We start from the raw sequence: 13,941 nt of genomic DNA, 5'->3' as shown, positions 1-13,941 counted from the left end.
AAAAAATAAAGGTTGACAAAATTGCCAACCTTTATTTTTTTGTTATTTCTTCATCACCTTCTTCTTGTCGATGATGTTGATTCCTCGTTTCATCTGCGAGCGTCGAGTTCCATCAATACCATATATTGCAGAAGGCTGTTTTTCGTCCTTGACATCCTTGATGTCGTTACTCTTATCGTTCATCATGACTTTTATCTCTTCTACATCTGCAGCATAATTATAGATGCGCATGTCACGAATGAGCATTGGCATATTGGGATCCGTCAGGAACTGGCTACGACCTACGTAATTTAATACTGCATGCAAATCACTTGGCTTAATGGTGATGCTATTGCTTGAACCTACCTCCTCGCCATTCAAATAGATCGCTGTCTTGTCCTTGCCAATAGTCACGGTGAGGTACTTCCAACTTGACAACGCTAAGTTCTGGGTGGCATCAAGTATCTGTTCGTCTCCTCCGTTCTTAATAGCGAAACGCATGCCACTCTTACCATTATTTGTGGTCAGGAACATATAATGTGAATCATCGAGGCCGAAATCAAAGACGCGTTGCCAAGCATTATTAGCACGCATTTTAATCCACATGGCAATGGTCATCTCATCATGATTGGCGATGTTATAGGGCAACTGAAGATGAGCACCATTTGTCAACGAGAGATACTTGATGTCATTAGTAGTATCATCCACATAGGCAGGTGTATCACTATGAACAGCATCCATCATATTAGGAGTCTCGTCATACAGATTGGTTTCAAAATGCCAACGGGCAATCATCGCTTTCTCGCCTGTGGCAGTTGATTCGATGGTCTCTGAAGCCTCTGACAGATTCTCCGAGAGGTCAATGGCCTTCACTTTATAGACATAGTCCACTGAGGGCAGACAGGTGTTATCTACGAAATGAGCTTTCTTAACTTTGCGGGCAATGGTGTTCCACTCTTCACGACCCTTCTCAGCACGAAGAATCATATAACCATCGAGGTCACGCTCTTTATTGGCATCCCATGACAAACGCACAGAAGCAGGCTGAGCATCGGCAACAAGTCCCTGGGGCTGTGCAGGTGCCTTACGGTCGAAAGTAGCAGTAACAGGAAGGAATCGCCACAGCTGACGAGTGCGGTCCTCGCCTGTCAACAGTTCGTTGGTCTGCACATTCACATTATTGATTGCCGACGTTTTTACGGTCGTCAGATAAAGAGCATTCTCACGATTGCGAATATAATAGGTACCATTACCAGCATACTCCAAATACCATTGCTCGTTAGAATGAGCAACCTTGTTAGCACCATACGCCATCACATTTGCACCATCAAACGTTGAGAAGTCTTGAACATTCAGATGAAGCCAATCATTTTTCGAAGCAGTGATATCATAGAAACTGAAATCGCCTGAGGTTGTTGGAGATACTGCTGGTGTCACATTCCACTTCTGTGTGCCCAGTTTCTCGTATTTCTGCACCACGATATTGTCTCCCTGTGTACCAATGGACAATCCTGTAGCTTCATTGACGATCTGATACTGACCATCAATGGCAGAAGGCTGAACGTCATCACCCCAAGTGATATCAATAACACGCTCGGCATTGACCTGTCCATTCATATAGCCTGTACCACCAGGTATCTCCATACGGAAAGCACGCAGCGGGCCTTGACCATCGAAATAGAGATCACGCTGTGGAGATACAAACTGATAAGAGGTAGTATTTGCCTGACGCTCAGAAGAACCGATAAAGGCCTTCACACGGCCGTCATCATGACGATAGATGCTGGCTGCCGTCCAATTGTTACGGTGATCACGATAATCAAGACGCTCACCATGACGACTGATGTCGCAGAACTCACCACGAGCACGACTGTCAAAGCCCCACCAAATACCAACACTCATGCCATGCTCCAGTCCAGCCATAGCCTCGACCACATTATGCATTTCGTCATTATAGCCCACTTTTCCATCATTTTGCAGGCGGTCGTAGAAGTTGACATAGCTATCCATAGAGCCTGCCAACTGGTGGGTGTTACCCCAGTCATAAACATCAGAACCTTCACTATACCAATTGATGGCATTATCATCATTCAGCGTGTTGCCACCACACATAAGAATGCCCTGCATGCTATCGTAGGTTTTTAGTTTTCTAGCCACGTTGGCCTCATCCGTCTTGTTACCCTGGATTTCTCCACGGAGATTCTTCTCCCAGGCATTGTCGGGCTCGTTGAAAGGTGACACACCAATGATAGGATGCGTGGAATTCTCTTTCATCCACGCTACATGAGCTTCGATACATTTAGCCCAGTGGTCAACATTGACAGTCTTGTTTTCCTTGGTATAATAGGTATTGATAAACGGCTCTGTACTATTCTCTGGTCGATAACCATTGTCGCAGTTCATCACCAGTGGCAGGTCTTTGCTCACAATGTCAAACATTGTGGAACGCATGCTAAGACCACCAATCTGATCGATGGCCAAAGACACATCATTCACCAGTGGTGAGAAAACGCGAAAAGAGGTGCGACCAATACCCACATTTTCAGCTCCCATATGACGCAGTCCCTTTCTCAGGTTCTGTTCATTGGGCCACGCCAAGTCCAGTCCCCATGTTGGAGAGAAGCGCTTACCCTCGGCTTTGATATCTACAGGCATCGTGATATCCGACTTCTTAAAGATCTTCAGATTGATGCTTGACGACGAACGCTCCTGCGCTATAGCCACAGAAGAGACCAGAAGGCACGCTGTAAGTAAATAGTTGTTTGTGTTCATTATTTTAATTATTCTTGATTTTCTAATTATTATTTTTTGATAATCTTATAAACATGTCCATTCTCTACCTTCAAGTAAATACCCTTATTAACTTGAGTAGAATTAATCTTTCTGCCGTCGATGGTGTATAAACCATCTTCCAGTTGCGTAGAGGAAAGGGTGACATTGCTGATTGCAAGTGCATACTCGGCCTCTGTCAGTCCTTCGATAGGCATTGTCTCACCTTCCCAATTGTCTTTCTTGGGAATATAGCTTGCCAGAGAATCGTCAAAAGGAAGAATGACGGCAGTATAATTGCTCATACGAGGACGATTTTCCGGATCAACCTTTTTCCAAACACCATTATCCAAATAATAGTGCTGCTTGGGTACGCGCGCTGTAGTACGGAAATAGCCCCAAAGGTTTCCTTGTCCGAGTACCGGCTCTTTCGCCTTCGCACCATATTCATACAAAGAAACATCGGCTTTCTCTGACTTGAAAATAAAAGGAAGACCAGCGGGAACCTCCGTAACCTCATACAGACAGAGGTTCTTGAGATCGGCTGTTACAGCGCCAATCATGTAGAACTTCACCCCATCACTGGCTTTCACAGCATAAGGCAGACAAGTGACCGTCCACTGGTTAGGAACAACGGTGGTGCGATAGAGAGGATGGAACTTCAAGACGAAGTCTGTGGCGCACCACCATCCCTCACGGTTATCAGCAACAGCCTTGGTGTCTCCCACTTTATGCCATGCTCCATTGATAGCCCCTTCTTTGGTTCCAACGAAGCCAACGGTCAATGCAGCATCATCAGGAACATACAGAGGAGAAGTCAACAGCGTTTGCCAGCGATCTTCGACACTGACGGTGGGCAGATCGTAATAATCAGCAGTCAGGACAGGTGTTGATACCGTTGTAGTGCCATCGGTCAGATAGGCATGCTGATCACTCAGGCAGAAATGCTCTGTTGAGGCCTTACACTCCAATGAGTACAAGCCATGCCCAAGATCCTCGACGGTCTGTTTGATAGCCATACTCTTAGCAGTACCCTCTGAAGCATCTATTCCAGACCACCATGCGTTCCAGAACGTCACATCATTCTGTTTATTGAGACGCTGGTCACCAGCTGTGTAAGTACCGCATTTCGTGGTCCATCCAGTAGAGGTAGAGAAAGATGGAGACACGATAGCATCGGTCAAAGAAGTCTGTGGGTAATATGCCTCCACAGCTGCCGTGAGCTGAGGATAAGAAGCGACGATAGCATCAATAGTCGTTGTGCCATCAAACTGCGATAGCATCTGCTGCAGCTCGTCACTGCCAGGCAGATTCAATGCTACATAGTCAGACCACAACGACTTGTTTCTGGCATACTCGTTCAAATACGAATAGGCCTTAAAGGCCTGCTCCAACAAGGTCTGGAGTGATGCAAGAGCGTTGGCATCATTAGTGGTAACAGCATTCATCTTCTGAGTTAGATCATCGTTGATGAATGTGTATTTCGTGTTATAGCTCTGGAAGAGCTGAGCTGTCTGGCGAACACTGGAAAGGCCATCGGCTACGGCCTCGTCGAGTGTGTCATACAACGGGCCCATATAGAGATTGCCAAACTGAGCTTTGGCACCCAACGCACGGAAAGACAAGATGGCCTTTGAATATGCTTCTGAATTGAATGTTTTAGACTGCATGACCCATGAGCCAGTCGTATTATGTATATATAAAAAGCTCTTATCCTTCTGAATACCATCACTAGAGCCATATACGAAGCTCGACAAATTGGTGGTATTACATACAGCACCAGCAAAATAATAATCCGTATTGGGCTTGATATCTACTACCTGGCGAATAGACTTCTCGCTATTTTCATCGCCATCGCCATAACACTGCAGATAAGGATAACCAGCAAAACCACCCTTGGCAACGTCCTGGAAATAAGGAGCAGCGAGAGGTTCGCCTGCGCCGTTAGTCCATCCAGTAAGTCCCATCATGAAGTTGCCGTTTTTGAAAACGTTACCGCCCAGATACTTGGTGGCACCATTAATCTCAATAGCATCACCGGCCTGAACCTCTTTTGCAGCAGCTGTGATCTGATTGGTTCTGCGCTCGTCGCCATTTCCATCAACCACAAGCACACGATACTGATAGCCAATGCCTGAGTTTTTATCCTCATAAGTATAGTCGGCAGCACTTTCCTCCATGGGAATTTCTGCAAACGTCTCCCACTTGGCCGATGAATTCACACGACGCTCTACATAGATGCCGCCATTCATCTCACCATTATAATCGTGCCACTTCAGTGTAGCAACCTTTGTCTTGTTATCAAACTCAAGGGTGAAACCAGACGGAGTACGCTGCTTAACAACTTTTGGAGCATAGTCGTACTTACCGTTATAGCCTACGCCAGAGTTGATGGTGGCATAATACTGACCCGCAGCAGTCAAGGAGAAATTGTCTCTCATGATTTTGGATGGGTCACGCTCACTGTTCCAATAATAGTAACGTTCAATGTAATCCCAGTTGTTCAGGTTTCCACAGATACGCTTAATAGCCTCAGCATTCTGTTGCTCTGTCACATCAGAGGCAAAAGCACCATTATGATTCCACGATGCGCCCCATACCCACTCGGAAATCCAGATTGGACGATGATAGCGATCCACCCACTGAGTCTTGAAACTCCATTCATTGAAACTACTCTCTGCCCAATAGCAATGCAAGTCAATGATGTCGCAGCGCCATCCACGTGCATCAATGCTGTCCATGAACTCACGCAGGTGATTAAGACTACCATCATGAGAAGATGGTGAACACAAGCGCATGCCTGTACGCATCAGATTTTCCCAGTTATCCAATATTACCGCTACCGACTGCGGAGTGTCGTCGGCGGAATTTCCCGGCTCATTATTGGTTTTCAAATGCGGAGAATAAGACACCCTACCGCAATCAGCAGCAGAAGGCCAGTCTTCTTTGATGTGGTGAGGCACACACTCGCAGTCTATGCCGCGGTTCTCACCAAGACCAAACGAATAACAGCTGGTAACATTCAATGCTTCCACAGAATTAGCGCGCGTATCGTTGGCCAGCGCCTGCTTACCGGTATCATACCACTTAAAGATGCGATATGAAGAAATACTGCGATCCAGAACCGCAGGCATGTTAGCTATCTCGAGGTCCTTGTCTGCAGCAATAAAACAGCGGCTATAGCCACGTCCTCCCTTTCCATTGGCGAAGGTCACCATATAGCCTCGCTTCAATTTGAAGGAGCGAATTCTGTTGTTCAGTTTCTCATCGGTCAGCGTATTCATGAAACCGCCAGTATTCTCCAAACCAAAGTCGCTACAAGACTCACCTGCGAAATTGGGTTCAGAATAGACCGTCAGTGGCTTGAAGCTGCCTTCATAAGGCAGGATGATACAACCACGATTATAGAGCTTCACCTGACAGTTCGTGTTGTAAACGGCGCGCTTGCCATTAATCTGCACGTGCTTTTCCAAAAGCCCCAGCGCAGCAGAGGGCTTCACAGCGTCTAAGATAAGAACGGCATGTTCTGTATTGACGATGTTCACAACACCATTATTCCCGAAAGGAGTTGCCGACGACACAACATAATCAACATCATTCGTCAAGGAGATAGATGTCGTTACTTGCGAAACGGTAGTTTTTTGATTTGCCGACCATGCGGTCAGACTGGTAGTAAGGATGAGGCTAAGGGCCATCAGCATCCCGCGAATCAGTACTTTCTTCATTGTATAAATAGATTGATAGTTTTAGTTTTATTAATTTTGATGCAAAGTTAAAGGAATTATGGTAATTCTCCAAATTAATTATTGTTTTTTGGCAAAACAATAATTGCGTATGTTTATCCGTTAGGATAAGAAAGAATAAATAGCAAAGATGAAGATTAAAGTCTGTGGCATGAAAGACGGCGAGAACATTCGCCAAGTCAGTGGGTTGAGTGTGGACTATATTGGCCTGCATTTCTGTGCGGATTCGCCACGTCACGTGACAATGCTTTCCACCCATGCAGGTATTATTCCTGATCGTGGAAGGTCTATGTCTGCAGAGGCGAGCTCTTCCATCCAGAAAGTTGGTGTCTTCACCAACGAGATGCCTCAGAACATCATCACACGGGCGGTCACCTTCGGCCTTGATATCATCCAACTAAACGGAGAAGAAACACCAACACTCATCCGTAATCTGCGCGCGACCCTCGTTCCCAACATCTGCCCAGTCATTCAGTTTTGGAAGAAGGCAAAGCCACAGAAAGAAAGCTATGGGAAATATGAACACGCCGTCGAAGCATTCATCTTCGATATGAAAGACATCAACTTCCTATCAGAATACGAAGGAACAAAACCCTTCTTTCTTTGTGGCACGTTTACTGAGAAAGATGCAGAATCCATTCGCAACATCCGCCATCCCCAATTGGCCGGAATAGATCTTTCTACCAGTTTTGAAAGTCAGCCTGGCATCAAGGATATAGAAAGACTCAAGGCCTTTTTAGACCTGCTTAAGAATTAGAATCCTCGGAGGCAAGGATAGGTAGAGAGATATGGTAGCGAACAGCTAGGAATCTAACAAGGCAGATCAGCACAAAGCTCACAATAGCCGTAATGCCGACAGACAGGCCTGCAGCTAGTCCTATCCAATAGACCACACCTCCCAGCACACTGGCCATAGCATAAATCTCCTTGTGGAATATGACAGGCTCATTATTGAGAAGCACATCTCGAATGACGCCACCCGCTGCGCCCGTGATACATCCCATGATGATTGCCACCCAAAAAGGTTGTCCGAAAGCCAGACTCTTTTGGATTCCTGCCACAGTAAACAGAGCCAGACCAAAGGTATCAAATACGAACCAAGCATTCTTCAATGGTTCCATCCATTTACCCATAAAAGCAACGGTCAGCAATGCGATAGCCGTACATATCATGTAAATGGGCGTTGTCATCCAAAACGGTGTGGCACCAAGCAAGACATCACGTATAGTACCGCCACCAATGGCCACGGCAATGCCACAAACATAACCGCCAAACCAATCAAAATGTTTTGCTGCCGCATGACGAATGCCTGAAATGGCAAAGGCGAATGTGCCAAGCATTTCAATAACGCTGATCAAGAAATCCTGATTCATCTATCCTAATCTTCAAAACGTTTTCCCCAATAGTTAACCATTCTCTGATAGAGTTTCTCCTCTGCCGGATTATGTTGTCCGTGCCACAGCCGCTGGTCAACCAGTTCATCGGGCATATATTGCTGCTGGGTGAAGTGGCCAGGATAATCATGTGGATATTTGTAACCATCATGATATCCAAGCTCTTTCATCAATTTAGTTGGAGCATTTCTAAGAGGTAAAGGCACGGGAAGATTGCCCGTCGCACGCACCAAAGCCAGCGCCTGATCAATGCCCAGATAAGCAGAGTTGCTCTTGGGCGAGGTGGCCAAATAGACCGCACATTCTGCCAGAGCGATACGCGCCTCGGGCCATCCTATTTTCATCACCGTATCGAAGGCGGCATTGGCCAGCAACAAGGCATTAGGATTGGCCAATCCGATATCCTCGGCAGCAGAGATCACCAGACGGCGGGCAATAAACTGCGGGTCTTCCCCACCCTCTATCATGCGTGCCATCCAGTACAGCGCTGCATCGGGATCACTTCCTCTGATACTCTTAATAAAGGCAGAAATGATGTCATAATGCATCTCGCCATCCTTATCATAGGCCAGCGGATTCTGCTGGAGACACGACACTACGAAATCATCTGTGATAACAATCTCTGAAGATGCAGAATCTTTGGTCGCCTTAGCGCTCTCAACAACCAGCTCAAGGATGTTTAACAGCTTACGCGCATCGCCACCGCTGAACCTTAATAGCGCATCGGTCTCCTTCAGGTTGATCTGAAGCTCCCGAAGAACCACGTCGGTAGAAATAGCACGATCCAGCAGTTTCAGCAGGTCTTCTTTCTCCAGTGAGCGAAGAACATACAGCTGACAACGCGACAACAGAGGTCTGATAACCTCAAAAGACGGGTTCTCCGTCGTTGCACCAATCAGTGTAACAATACCGCGTTCCACCGCCCCCAACAAAGAATCCTGTTGAGACTTAGAGAAGCGATGAATCTCGTCTATAAATAATATAGGTGAAGCCTCATTGAAGAAGCGTCCTTTCTGCGCTTTTTCAATGACATCCCTGACATCCTTCACGCCACTTGTCACTGCAGAGAGCGTGTAGAAGGGTGTTTCCAACTTGTTGGCAATGATATGCGCCAACGTTGTTTTTCCAACGCCCGGAGGTCCCCACAAAATGAAAGAAGAGATGCGCCCCGAGTCTATCATTCTGCGGAGAACAGCCCCCTCACCTACCAAGTGTTGCTGACCAATATAGTCATCCAACGTTCGCGGTCTCAATCTTTCTGCTAATGGTTCTGCCATAATTTCGATGCAAAGATAGAAAATAATTGCGAAATATGAATTATGAATTAAGAATAATTTCGTATCTTTGCACCATAAACAAGCAAATGCACTAATTTTTATGGAGCAACAGACTAATAAAAAAGCACTTACGCTCAAGACACTGACCAAAAGCAGTGTGTGGGACATACAGGAAAACGACATCTTCCGCTTGTGGGAAGGTGCCGAAAAAGATGCTGAGGTAAAAGACAATGCACGCCATTTTGTAGACATCATTCGTTCTGCATTTATGATTGAGGAGATTAACAGCGATTCTGATTTGGTAAAGACCAAATTCGAAAAACTGGGATATAAAGTAGGCCAAGTAAAGCTGGACGAGAATGCCAAGGTCACATGGGCCATCAAGAAGCGTCCCATCATGCGTGTTACGGATTTGACCTACGAGAACATTCGTCACATCTCTGCAACCAAGCTTATCGAAGTGTTAGACCGTAACTTTGGCGGAGGTTGGGATTCGTTGTCTCAGAGCATCAAAGACATTATCGAGAGTGGCTTTGACATCTCTACCACCACACTTCCCAAAGATCGTCTGCACAAGAAGGGTGGCATGTACGAGAAGAAGGTTGAAGACGGTTTTGAGGTGCTGGAAGTAGCCAAAGGCACATGGGTTGAGGCTATCTTTGCCAAAGCTAAACCTGAGAGTGAGAAGCCTCGCATGAAGTTTGCTTCATCAAGCATGGACGATGAGGACGACGATGCTGATGTAGAAATCGAGGACAACTACAACAAGCCCGACGAGGACGATATTGAGATCTCTGATCCCAATGACGAAGATATCACTGAAGAGAACTACTCTACCATGATGGATTTGGGTAGTGGCGACCCCGACGAGGAAGCTGAAAACATGTCGGATTACGGCGAAGAGTAGTTCTTCATTATCAGAAATCCACCTTACTACAATAAAATAGGGAACCTATTCTCACGAACGGGTTCCCTTTTTTTAAAAACTTTGGAAAATGATAAATATAGATTAAAATTACTAGTTATCGATTGCAAAGTTACAAATAATTTCTACAATGCCAAAACTTTTCACTATTTTTTTTATTGTTTAAGAAAAATAGAACTAAAAAGATGCTAATTCCGTATAAATACGCTGAACCGGCAACCCCATTACGTTGAAGTAGCTCCCACTCAATCCTGTGACACCTATATAGCCGATCCATTCTTGTATTCCATAGGCGCCAGCCTTGTCAAATGGACGGTATTTCTCAACGTAATAATAGATTTCGTCGTCTGTGAGTTGTTTAAACGTTACGTCTGTCGTAACAGAAAAGTTGCGCTTCTTGTCTTTGGTCATCAAGCAAACACCTGTTGTCACTTGATGAGAGCAGTTGCTCAGCTTATGCAACATGCGACGAGCATCGCTGGCATCATGAGGCTTGCCCATCACTTCATCGCCAGCAATCACCACCGTATCGGCAGTAATGATGAGGTCATTGGACTTCATGACTGCCTGGTAGGCCTCTGCTTTCTTATTAGAGATATACTGCGCAATCTCGCCTACAGGCAGTGTTGAGGGATATGATTCATCAATATCACCAAGCACTTTCACCTCGAAAGGAAGGCCGAGCCCTCCTAACAGTTCGCGTCGGCGAGGCGAATTGCTTGCCAACACGATATGATATTTCTGTAGATTCTCAAACATAATTTTTCCTTTACCAGCCAAAGGCTTTTTCGTTCATCAGCCATTTACCCTGAGCACGCAGGGTTTGTTCTACGACATCACGCCCACATCCGTAGCCGCCTTTCCGGTCGCTGACGTAAAGACAGGCCTCACGCACCTCCTGACAAGCGTCTTGCGGACATACGGGGCACCCCACCCTGCGCAGCACTTCCAAATCGGGTATGTCGTCTCCCATAAACATGACCTCTTCATCAGTGAGCTGATACTTCTTGAGGAAGGCCTCATAGGTTGTGATTTTCACGGCACAGCCCATCATCACATCCTTCACGCCCAGTCCTTCGTACCTCACGCGAATGGCATCAACGTTAGCACCCGTCATGATGGCAATATGAAGACCCAGTTTGATGGCCAACTGAATGGCATAGCCATCCTTGATGTTTACCGTTCGTTGTGGCAAACCATCGGGAGCCAATGTGATGGTCTCTGCCGAAAGGACGCCATCAATATCGAAGATAATGGCTTTAATCTTTGTCAAATCGTAGTTAATCATTTCGCTAACAGATGTATACTTTTACTCATTAATTCGTAAATCTTCTGCACGTCGGGGGCATCTGCAAGCAATGCATTCTGAGCCTCAATCACGTTGACATCGTAACGTACGGCCGGTCCCGTCTGTGCCTCCACAGGATCCATCGTGTTCACCTTCTGTGCCGTCTCGTTGATCAGAGGCAGCATCACCGAGAATGGCAGGCCATGCTTCTGCAGGATCTCTGCCGACAAGGCATAGCAATGATTGGCAAAATTGCAGGCGAAGACAGCTGCCAGATGAAGATATCGGCGCTCTGCGGAAGAAAGGTGATAGATGAGTGGCGAGATGGACGAGGCCAGATCCTCGGCCAGGCGGAGACAGCTATCATCGTTGGCCTCTATAAATATAGGTACACGAGAGAAATCAACCAATCGCTCTTTGGAGAACGTCTGCATGGGATAGATAATACCATGATGACGATGCTGACCAAAGACCTCCATAGACACGGAGCCTGCCGTGTGAAAGAAGGGGACCCCTTCGCGCCCCGACTGCAGATCGGCAATCAGACTTCCAAGGACAGTATCCTTCACCGAAAAGATAAAAGCATCTGCATTCTTGGGCAATGACTGCAGATCGCAGGTAGCCTCAGCGCCCACCTTCTCGGCCAGTTGCTGTGCAGAAAGCATCGTGCGACTGTAAACAGCCACTATGCGATGTCCTTTTTGGCACAAAGCCTGCGCCATGTTGGTGGCCAGTCTTCCTGCACCCACAAAAACGATATCCATACAGCTCTTAATACTTATTCAGGTGAACACGTTCCCACTTCAGCTTATCCTCGTTCTGTGGCTGACGCTCATCGGCCTTATGTCCCACAGCAAGTACGCAGAGCACAGACAGGTTCTCGGGGATGTCAAGTATGCCCCTGATAACAGTATCGGCACTGGTACCATCGCTCAGCCCGCGACCACGCATCTGCACCCAACAAGAACCAAGTCCCAGTTCCTCGGCCTGGTACTGCATCGAGATGGCAGCAATAGAGCCATCCTCTATCCAACAGTCATTGACCATGGGGTCGCCCAGCACAACGATGGCCAGAGGAGCCTCCTTCAGGAACTGGCCGCCCATGGCTTTAGCATCCGAGAGCTTTTCCAGATCCATCTTGTCATCGACCACTATAAATTCCCATGCACGCTGTCCTTTTGATGTGGGCGACATGAGTGCCGCTCTGAGAATGAGTTTTACATCTTCTGCATCAATTTCCTCACTCGTGAACTTGCGATGTGAACGACGCGTCTGCGCCAATGTCTTAAAGTTTGTCATTTTCTAGAGAGTTACATTTTTCGGCAAAGTTACGAAATTATTGCGAAACGAGAACGATGAATTAAGAATTATTTCGTATCTTTGCCAGCGATGAACGAATTAAGCATCAGAATATACACCAGCGGTGACAAGCTGCCCGAGGGCTTGGAAGAGAAAAACATCTTCCACAGCAAGACGTTCTTCACGCTTGTCGAGCCTAGTCGTCGTCAACGCCCGTATATGGTCACCATGGAAACGCAAGACGGCACCGTGGTAGCACAGATGCTTGGTATCGTACGTTTCCGCTGTTCGTGGTTCCCACCCTATCTCTATCGCCACTGTCGCATCCTGGGCGAAGGCGTCTATCATCCCGACTATGAAGACCAGAGTGCCACGCTGTTTGGCATGATGCTCAAGAAACTGACCACTGCGCTTGGACGCAATATCCTGTATGTGGAGGTCAGCAACCTGAGAGAGAAGATGTTTGGCTATCGTCAGTTTCGCGAGGCAGGCTATTTTCCCGTGAGATGGATGAGCATCCACAACTCGCTTCACTCCAAAGCACCAGAAGAGCGACTCAGCGAACGCATGAAAAAGCGCATAGAGCGCAGCTACAAGCTTGGCGTTGAGACCGATGTGGTGAAGACCGAAGCTGACTTCAAGGCCTTTTCAAAGCTCCTGCGGCGCTATCACTGGCTGAAGCCCAAGCGCTATATCCCCGAAGACTCTTTCTTCTGCAGCCTTATCAACCACGAGGCTTGTCGCCTCTACGTCACGCGCTATCACCAGCATATCATTGGCTGTTCGGTGGTGTTCTTCAGTCAGAATCAAGCTTACCTGTGGTTCTCAGCCTTCCGCCGCAAGTCGTATGCCTTTGTTCATCCCGACATCATCACCATTTGGCACGCACTGAAAGATGCCCACCGAATGGGCTATGAGCACATGTTCTTCCTGGACGTAGGCTTGCCATTCAAGAAGAACGGCTATCGCGATTTCATCTTGCGATTTGGCGGAAAGCCTTCATCTACCTATCGATGGTTTCATATCTCTATAGGTTGGCTGAACCGGTTGTTTTCTTTGTTCTACAAAGACTGAGAGAATTGACAATTGAGAATTGACAATTTAAAAGCGTTCATTTTGTGTGGTAATAGTTACGCTTTTACGACCTAAGAGTGGCGCTATTGCGATGCAATTCGATAAGTATTGTACTGCACCTAGACTCTAGAAAGGTGCATTCTAGAGTCTGGACACGCTCATTCTAGAGTCTAGAATTACTCTATCTAAAGTC

The 13,941-nt window shown here is 46.7% G+C and carries 11 protein-coding genes; 3 read left to right on the top strand and 8 right to left on the bottom strand.

From position 1 onward, the window contains the following. Positions 1 to 42: 42 nt before the first annotated feature. Positions 43 to 2,751 (bottom strand): LamG-like jellyroll fold domain-containing protein, encoded by a 2,709-nt coding sequence (locus T433_RS0108580; protein WP_027455515.1) that lies wholly within the window; start codon positions 2,749 to 2,751, stop codon positions 43 to 45. Between the two features lie 29 nt (positions 2,752 to 2,780). Then, entirely contained in the window at positions 2,781 to 6,473 is a 3,693-nt protein-coding gene (locus T433_RS15940) for a glycoside hydrolase family protein (RefSeq protein ID WP_081778428.1), read from the bottom strand. A gap of 148 nt (positions 6,474 to 6,621) precedes the next feature. On the opposite strand from T433_RS15940, the gene T433_RS0108570 reads away from it, so the two are divergent. Next, positions 6,622 to 7,248: a phosphoribosylanthranilate isomerase gene (locus tag T433_RS0108570; RefSeq protein ID WP_027455514.1), complete on the top strand. Its 627-nt coding sequence runs from the start codon at positions 6,622 to 6,624 to the stop codon at positions 7,246 to 7,248. On the opposite strand, the gene T433_RS0108565 is transcribed toward T433_RS0108570, so the two are convergent. Both T433_RS0108565 and T433_RS0108560 read right to left on the bottom strand, forming a co-directional pair. After that, a complete protein-coding gene (locus T433_RS0108565; RefSeq protein WP_027455513.1) occupies positions 7,238 to 7,864 on the bottom strand; it encodes a trimeric intracellular cation channel family protein in 627 nt (208 codons plus the stop codon). The two genes, T433_RS0108570 and T433_RS0108565, sit on opposite strands and share 11 nt — an antisense overlap. A gap of 5 nt (positions 7,865 to 7,869) precedes the next feature. Beyond that, positions 7,870 to 9,162 (bottom strand): replication-associated recombination protein A, encoded by a 1,293-nt coding sequence (locus T433_RS0108560; RefSeq protein ID WP_027450061.1) that lies wholly within the window; start codon positions 9,160 to 9,162, stop codon positions 7,870 to 7,872. Positions 9,163 to 9,262: 100 nt separating this feature from the next. Between T433_RS0108560 and T433_RS0108555 the strand changes: the two genes are divergently transcribed. Beyond that, positions 9,263 to 10,069, top strand: coding sequence for a hypothetical protein (locus T433_RS0108555; protein ID WP_027450062.1), 807 nt, complete (start codon positions 9,263 to 9,265; stop codon positions 10,067 to 10,069). A gap of 195 nt (positions 10,070 to 10,264) precedes the next feature. Here T433_RS0108555 and T433_RS0108550 read toward each other — a convergent pair whose 3' ends face one another. Genes T433_RS0108550 through T433_RS0108535 form a run of 4 tightly spaced genes read right to left on the bottom strand, consistent with a single transcriptional unit; the run spans position 10,265 to position 12,674 of the window. Next, positions 10,265 to 10,846, bottom strand: coding sequence for a Maf-like protein (locus tag T433_RS0108550; RefSeq protein ID WP_044109539.1), 582 nt, complete (start codon positions 10,844 to 10,846; stop codon positions 10,265 to 10,267). A gap of 10 nt (positions 10,847 to 10,856) precedes the next feature. Next, positions 10,857 to 11,375, bottom strand: a complete 519-nt coding sequence (locus T433_RS0108545; RefSeq protein ID WP_027450064.1) for a KdsC family phosphatase — start codon at positions 11,373 to 11,375, stop codon at positions 10,857 to 10,859. Further along, positions 11,372 to 12,139, bottom strand: a complete 768-nt coding sequence (locus tag T433_RS0108540; RefSeq protein WP_027455511.1) for a Rossmann-like and DUF2520 domain-containing protein — start codon at positions 12,137 to 12,139, stop codon at positions 11,372 to 11,374. Before T433_RS0108540 ends, T433_RS0108545 begins: the two co-directional genes overlap by 4 nt. Positions 12,140 to 12,146: 7 nt before the next feature. Then, positions 12,147 to 12,674 (bottom strand): nitroreductase family protein, encoded by a 528-nt coding sequence (locus T433_RS0108535; protein ID WP_027450066.1) that lies wholly within the window; start codon positions 12,672 to 12,674, stop codon positions 12,147 to 12,149. Between the two features lie 90 nt (positions 12,675 to 12,764). Between T433_RS0108535 and T433_RS0108530 the strand changes: the two genes are divergently transcribed. After that, positions 12,765 to 13,748 (top strand): GNAT family N-acetyltransferase, encoded by a 984-nt coding sequence (locus tag T433_RS0108530; protein WP_027450067.1) that lies wholly within the window; start codon positions 12,765 to 12,767, stop codon positions 13,746 to 13,748. Positions 13,749 to 13,941 lie beyond the last annotated feature (193 nt).

This window comes from Xylanibacter brevis ATCC 19188 (assembly GCF_000621725.1).
GTDB lineage: Bacteria > Bacteroidota > Bacteroidia > Bacteroidales > Bacteroidaceae > Prevotella > Prevotella brevis.
Note: the sequence above shows the minus strand (reverse complement) of the source record. Positions and strands in the feature narration are given on the sequence as shown.

Excerpts from the sequence above, each read along its gene's own strand:
- T433_RS0108580 (WP_027455515.1), bottom strand. The coding sequence starts at position 2,751 with ATGAACACAAACAACTATTTACTTACAGCGTGCCTTCTGGTCTCTTCT.
- T433_RS15940 (WP_081778428.1), bottom strand. The coding sequence starts at position 6,473 with ATGAAGAAAGTACTGATTCGCGGGATGCTGATGGCCCTTAGCCTCATC.
- T433_RS0108570 (WP_027455514.1), top strand. The coding sequence starts at position 6,622 with ATGAAGATTAAAGTCTGTGGCATGAAAGACGGCGAGAACATTCGCCAA.
- T433_RS0108565 (WP_027455513.1), bottom strand. The coding sequence starts at position 7,864 with ATGAATCAGGATTTCTTGATCAGCGTTATTGAAATGCTTGGCACATTC.
- T433_RS0108560 (WP_027450061.1), bottom strand. The coding sequence starts at position 9,162 with ATGGCAGAACCATTAGCAGAAAGATTGAGACCGCGAACGTTGGATGAC.
- T433_RS0108555 (WP_027450062.1), top strand. The coding sequence starts at position 9,263 with ATGGAGCAACAGACTAATAAAAAAGCACTTACGCTCAAGACACTGACC.
- T433_RS0108550 (WP_044109539.1), bottom strand. The coding sequence starts at position 10,846 with ATGTTTGAGAATCTACAGAAATATCATATCGTGTTGGCAAGCAATTCG.
- T433_RS0108545 (WP_027450064.1), bottom strand. The coding sequence starts at position 11,375 with ATGATTAACTACGATTTGACAAAGATTAAAGCCATTATCTTCGATATT.
- T433_RS0108540 (WP_027455511.1), bottom strand. The coding sequence starts at position 12,139 with ATGGATATCGTTTTTGTGGGTGCAGGAAGACTGGCCACCAACATGGCG.
- T433_RS0108535 (WP_027450066.1), bottom strand. The coding sequence starts at position 12,674 with ATGACAAACTTTAAGACATTGGCGCAGACGCGTCGTTCACATCGCAAG.
- T433_RS0108530 (WP_027450067.1), top strand. The coding sequence starts at position 12,765 with ATGAACGAATTAAGCATCAGAATATACACCAGCGGTGACAAGCTGCCC.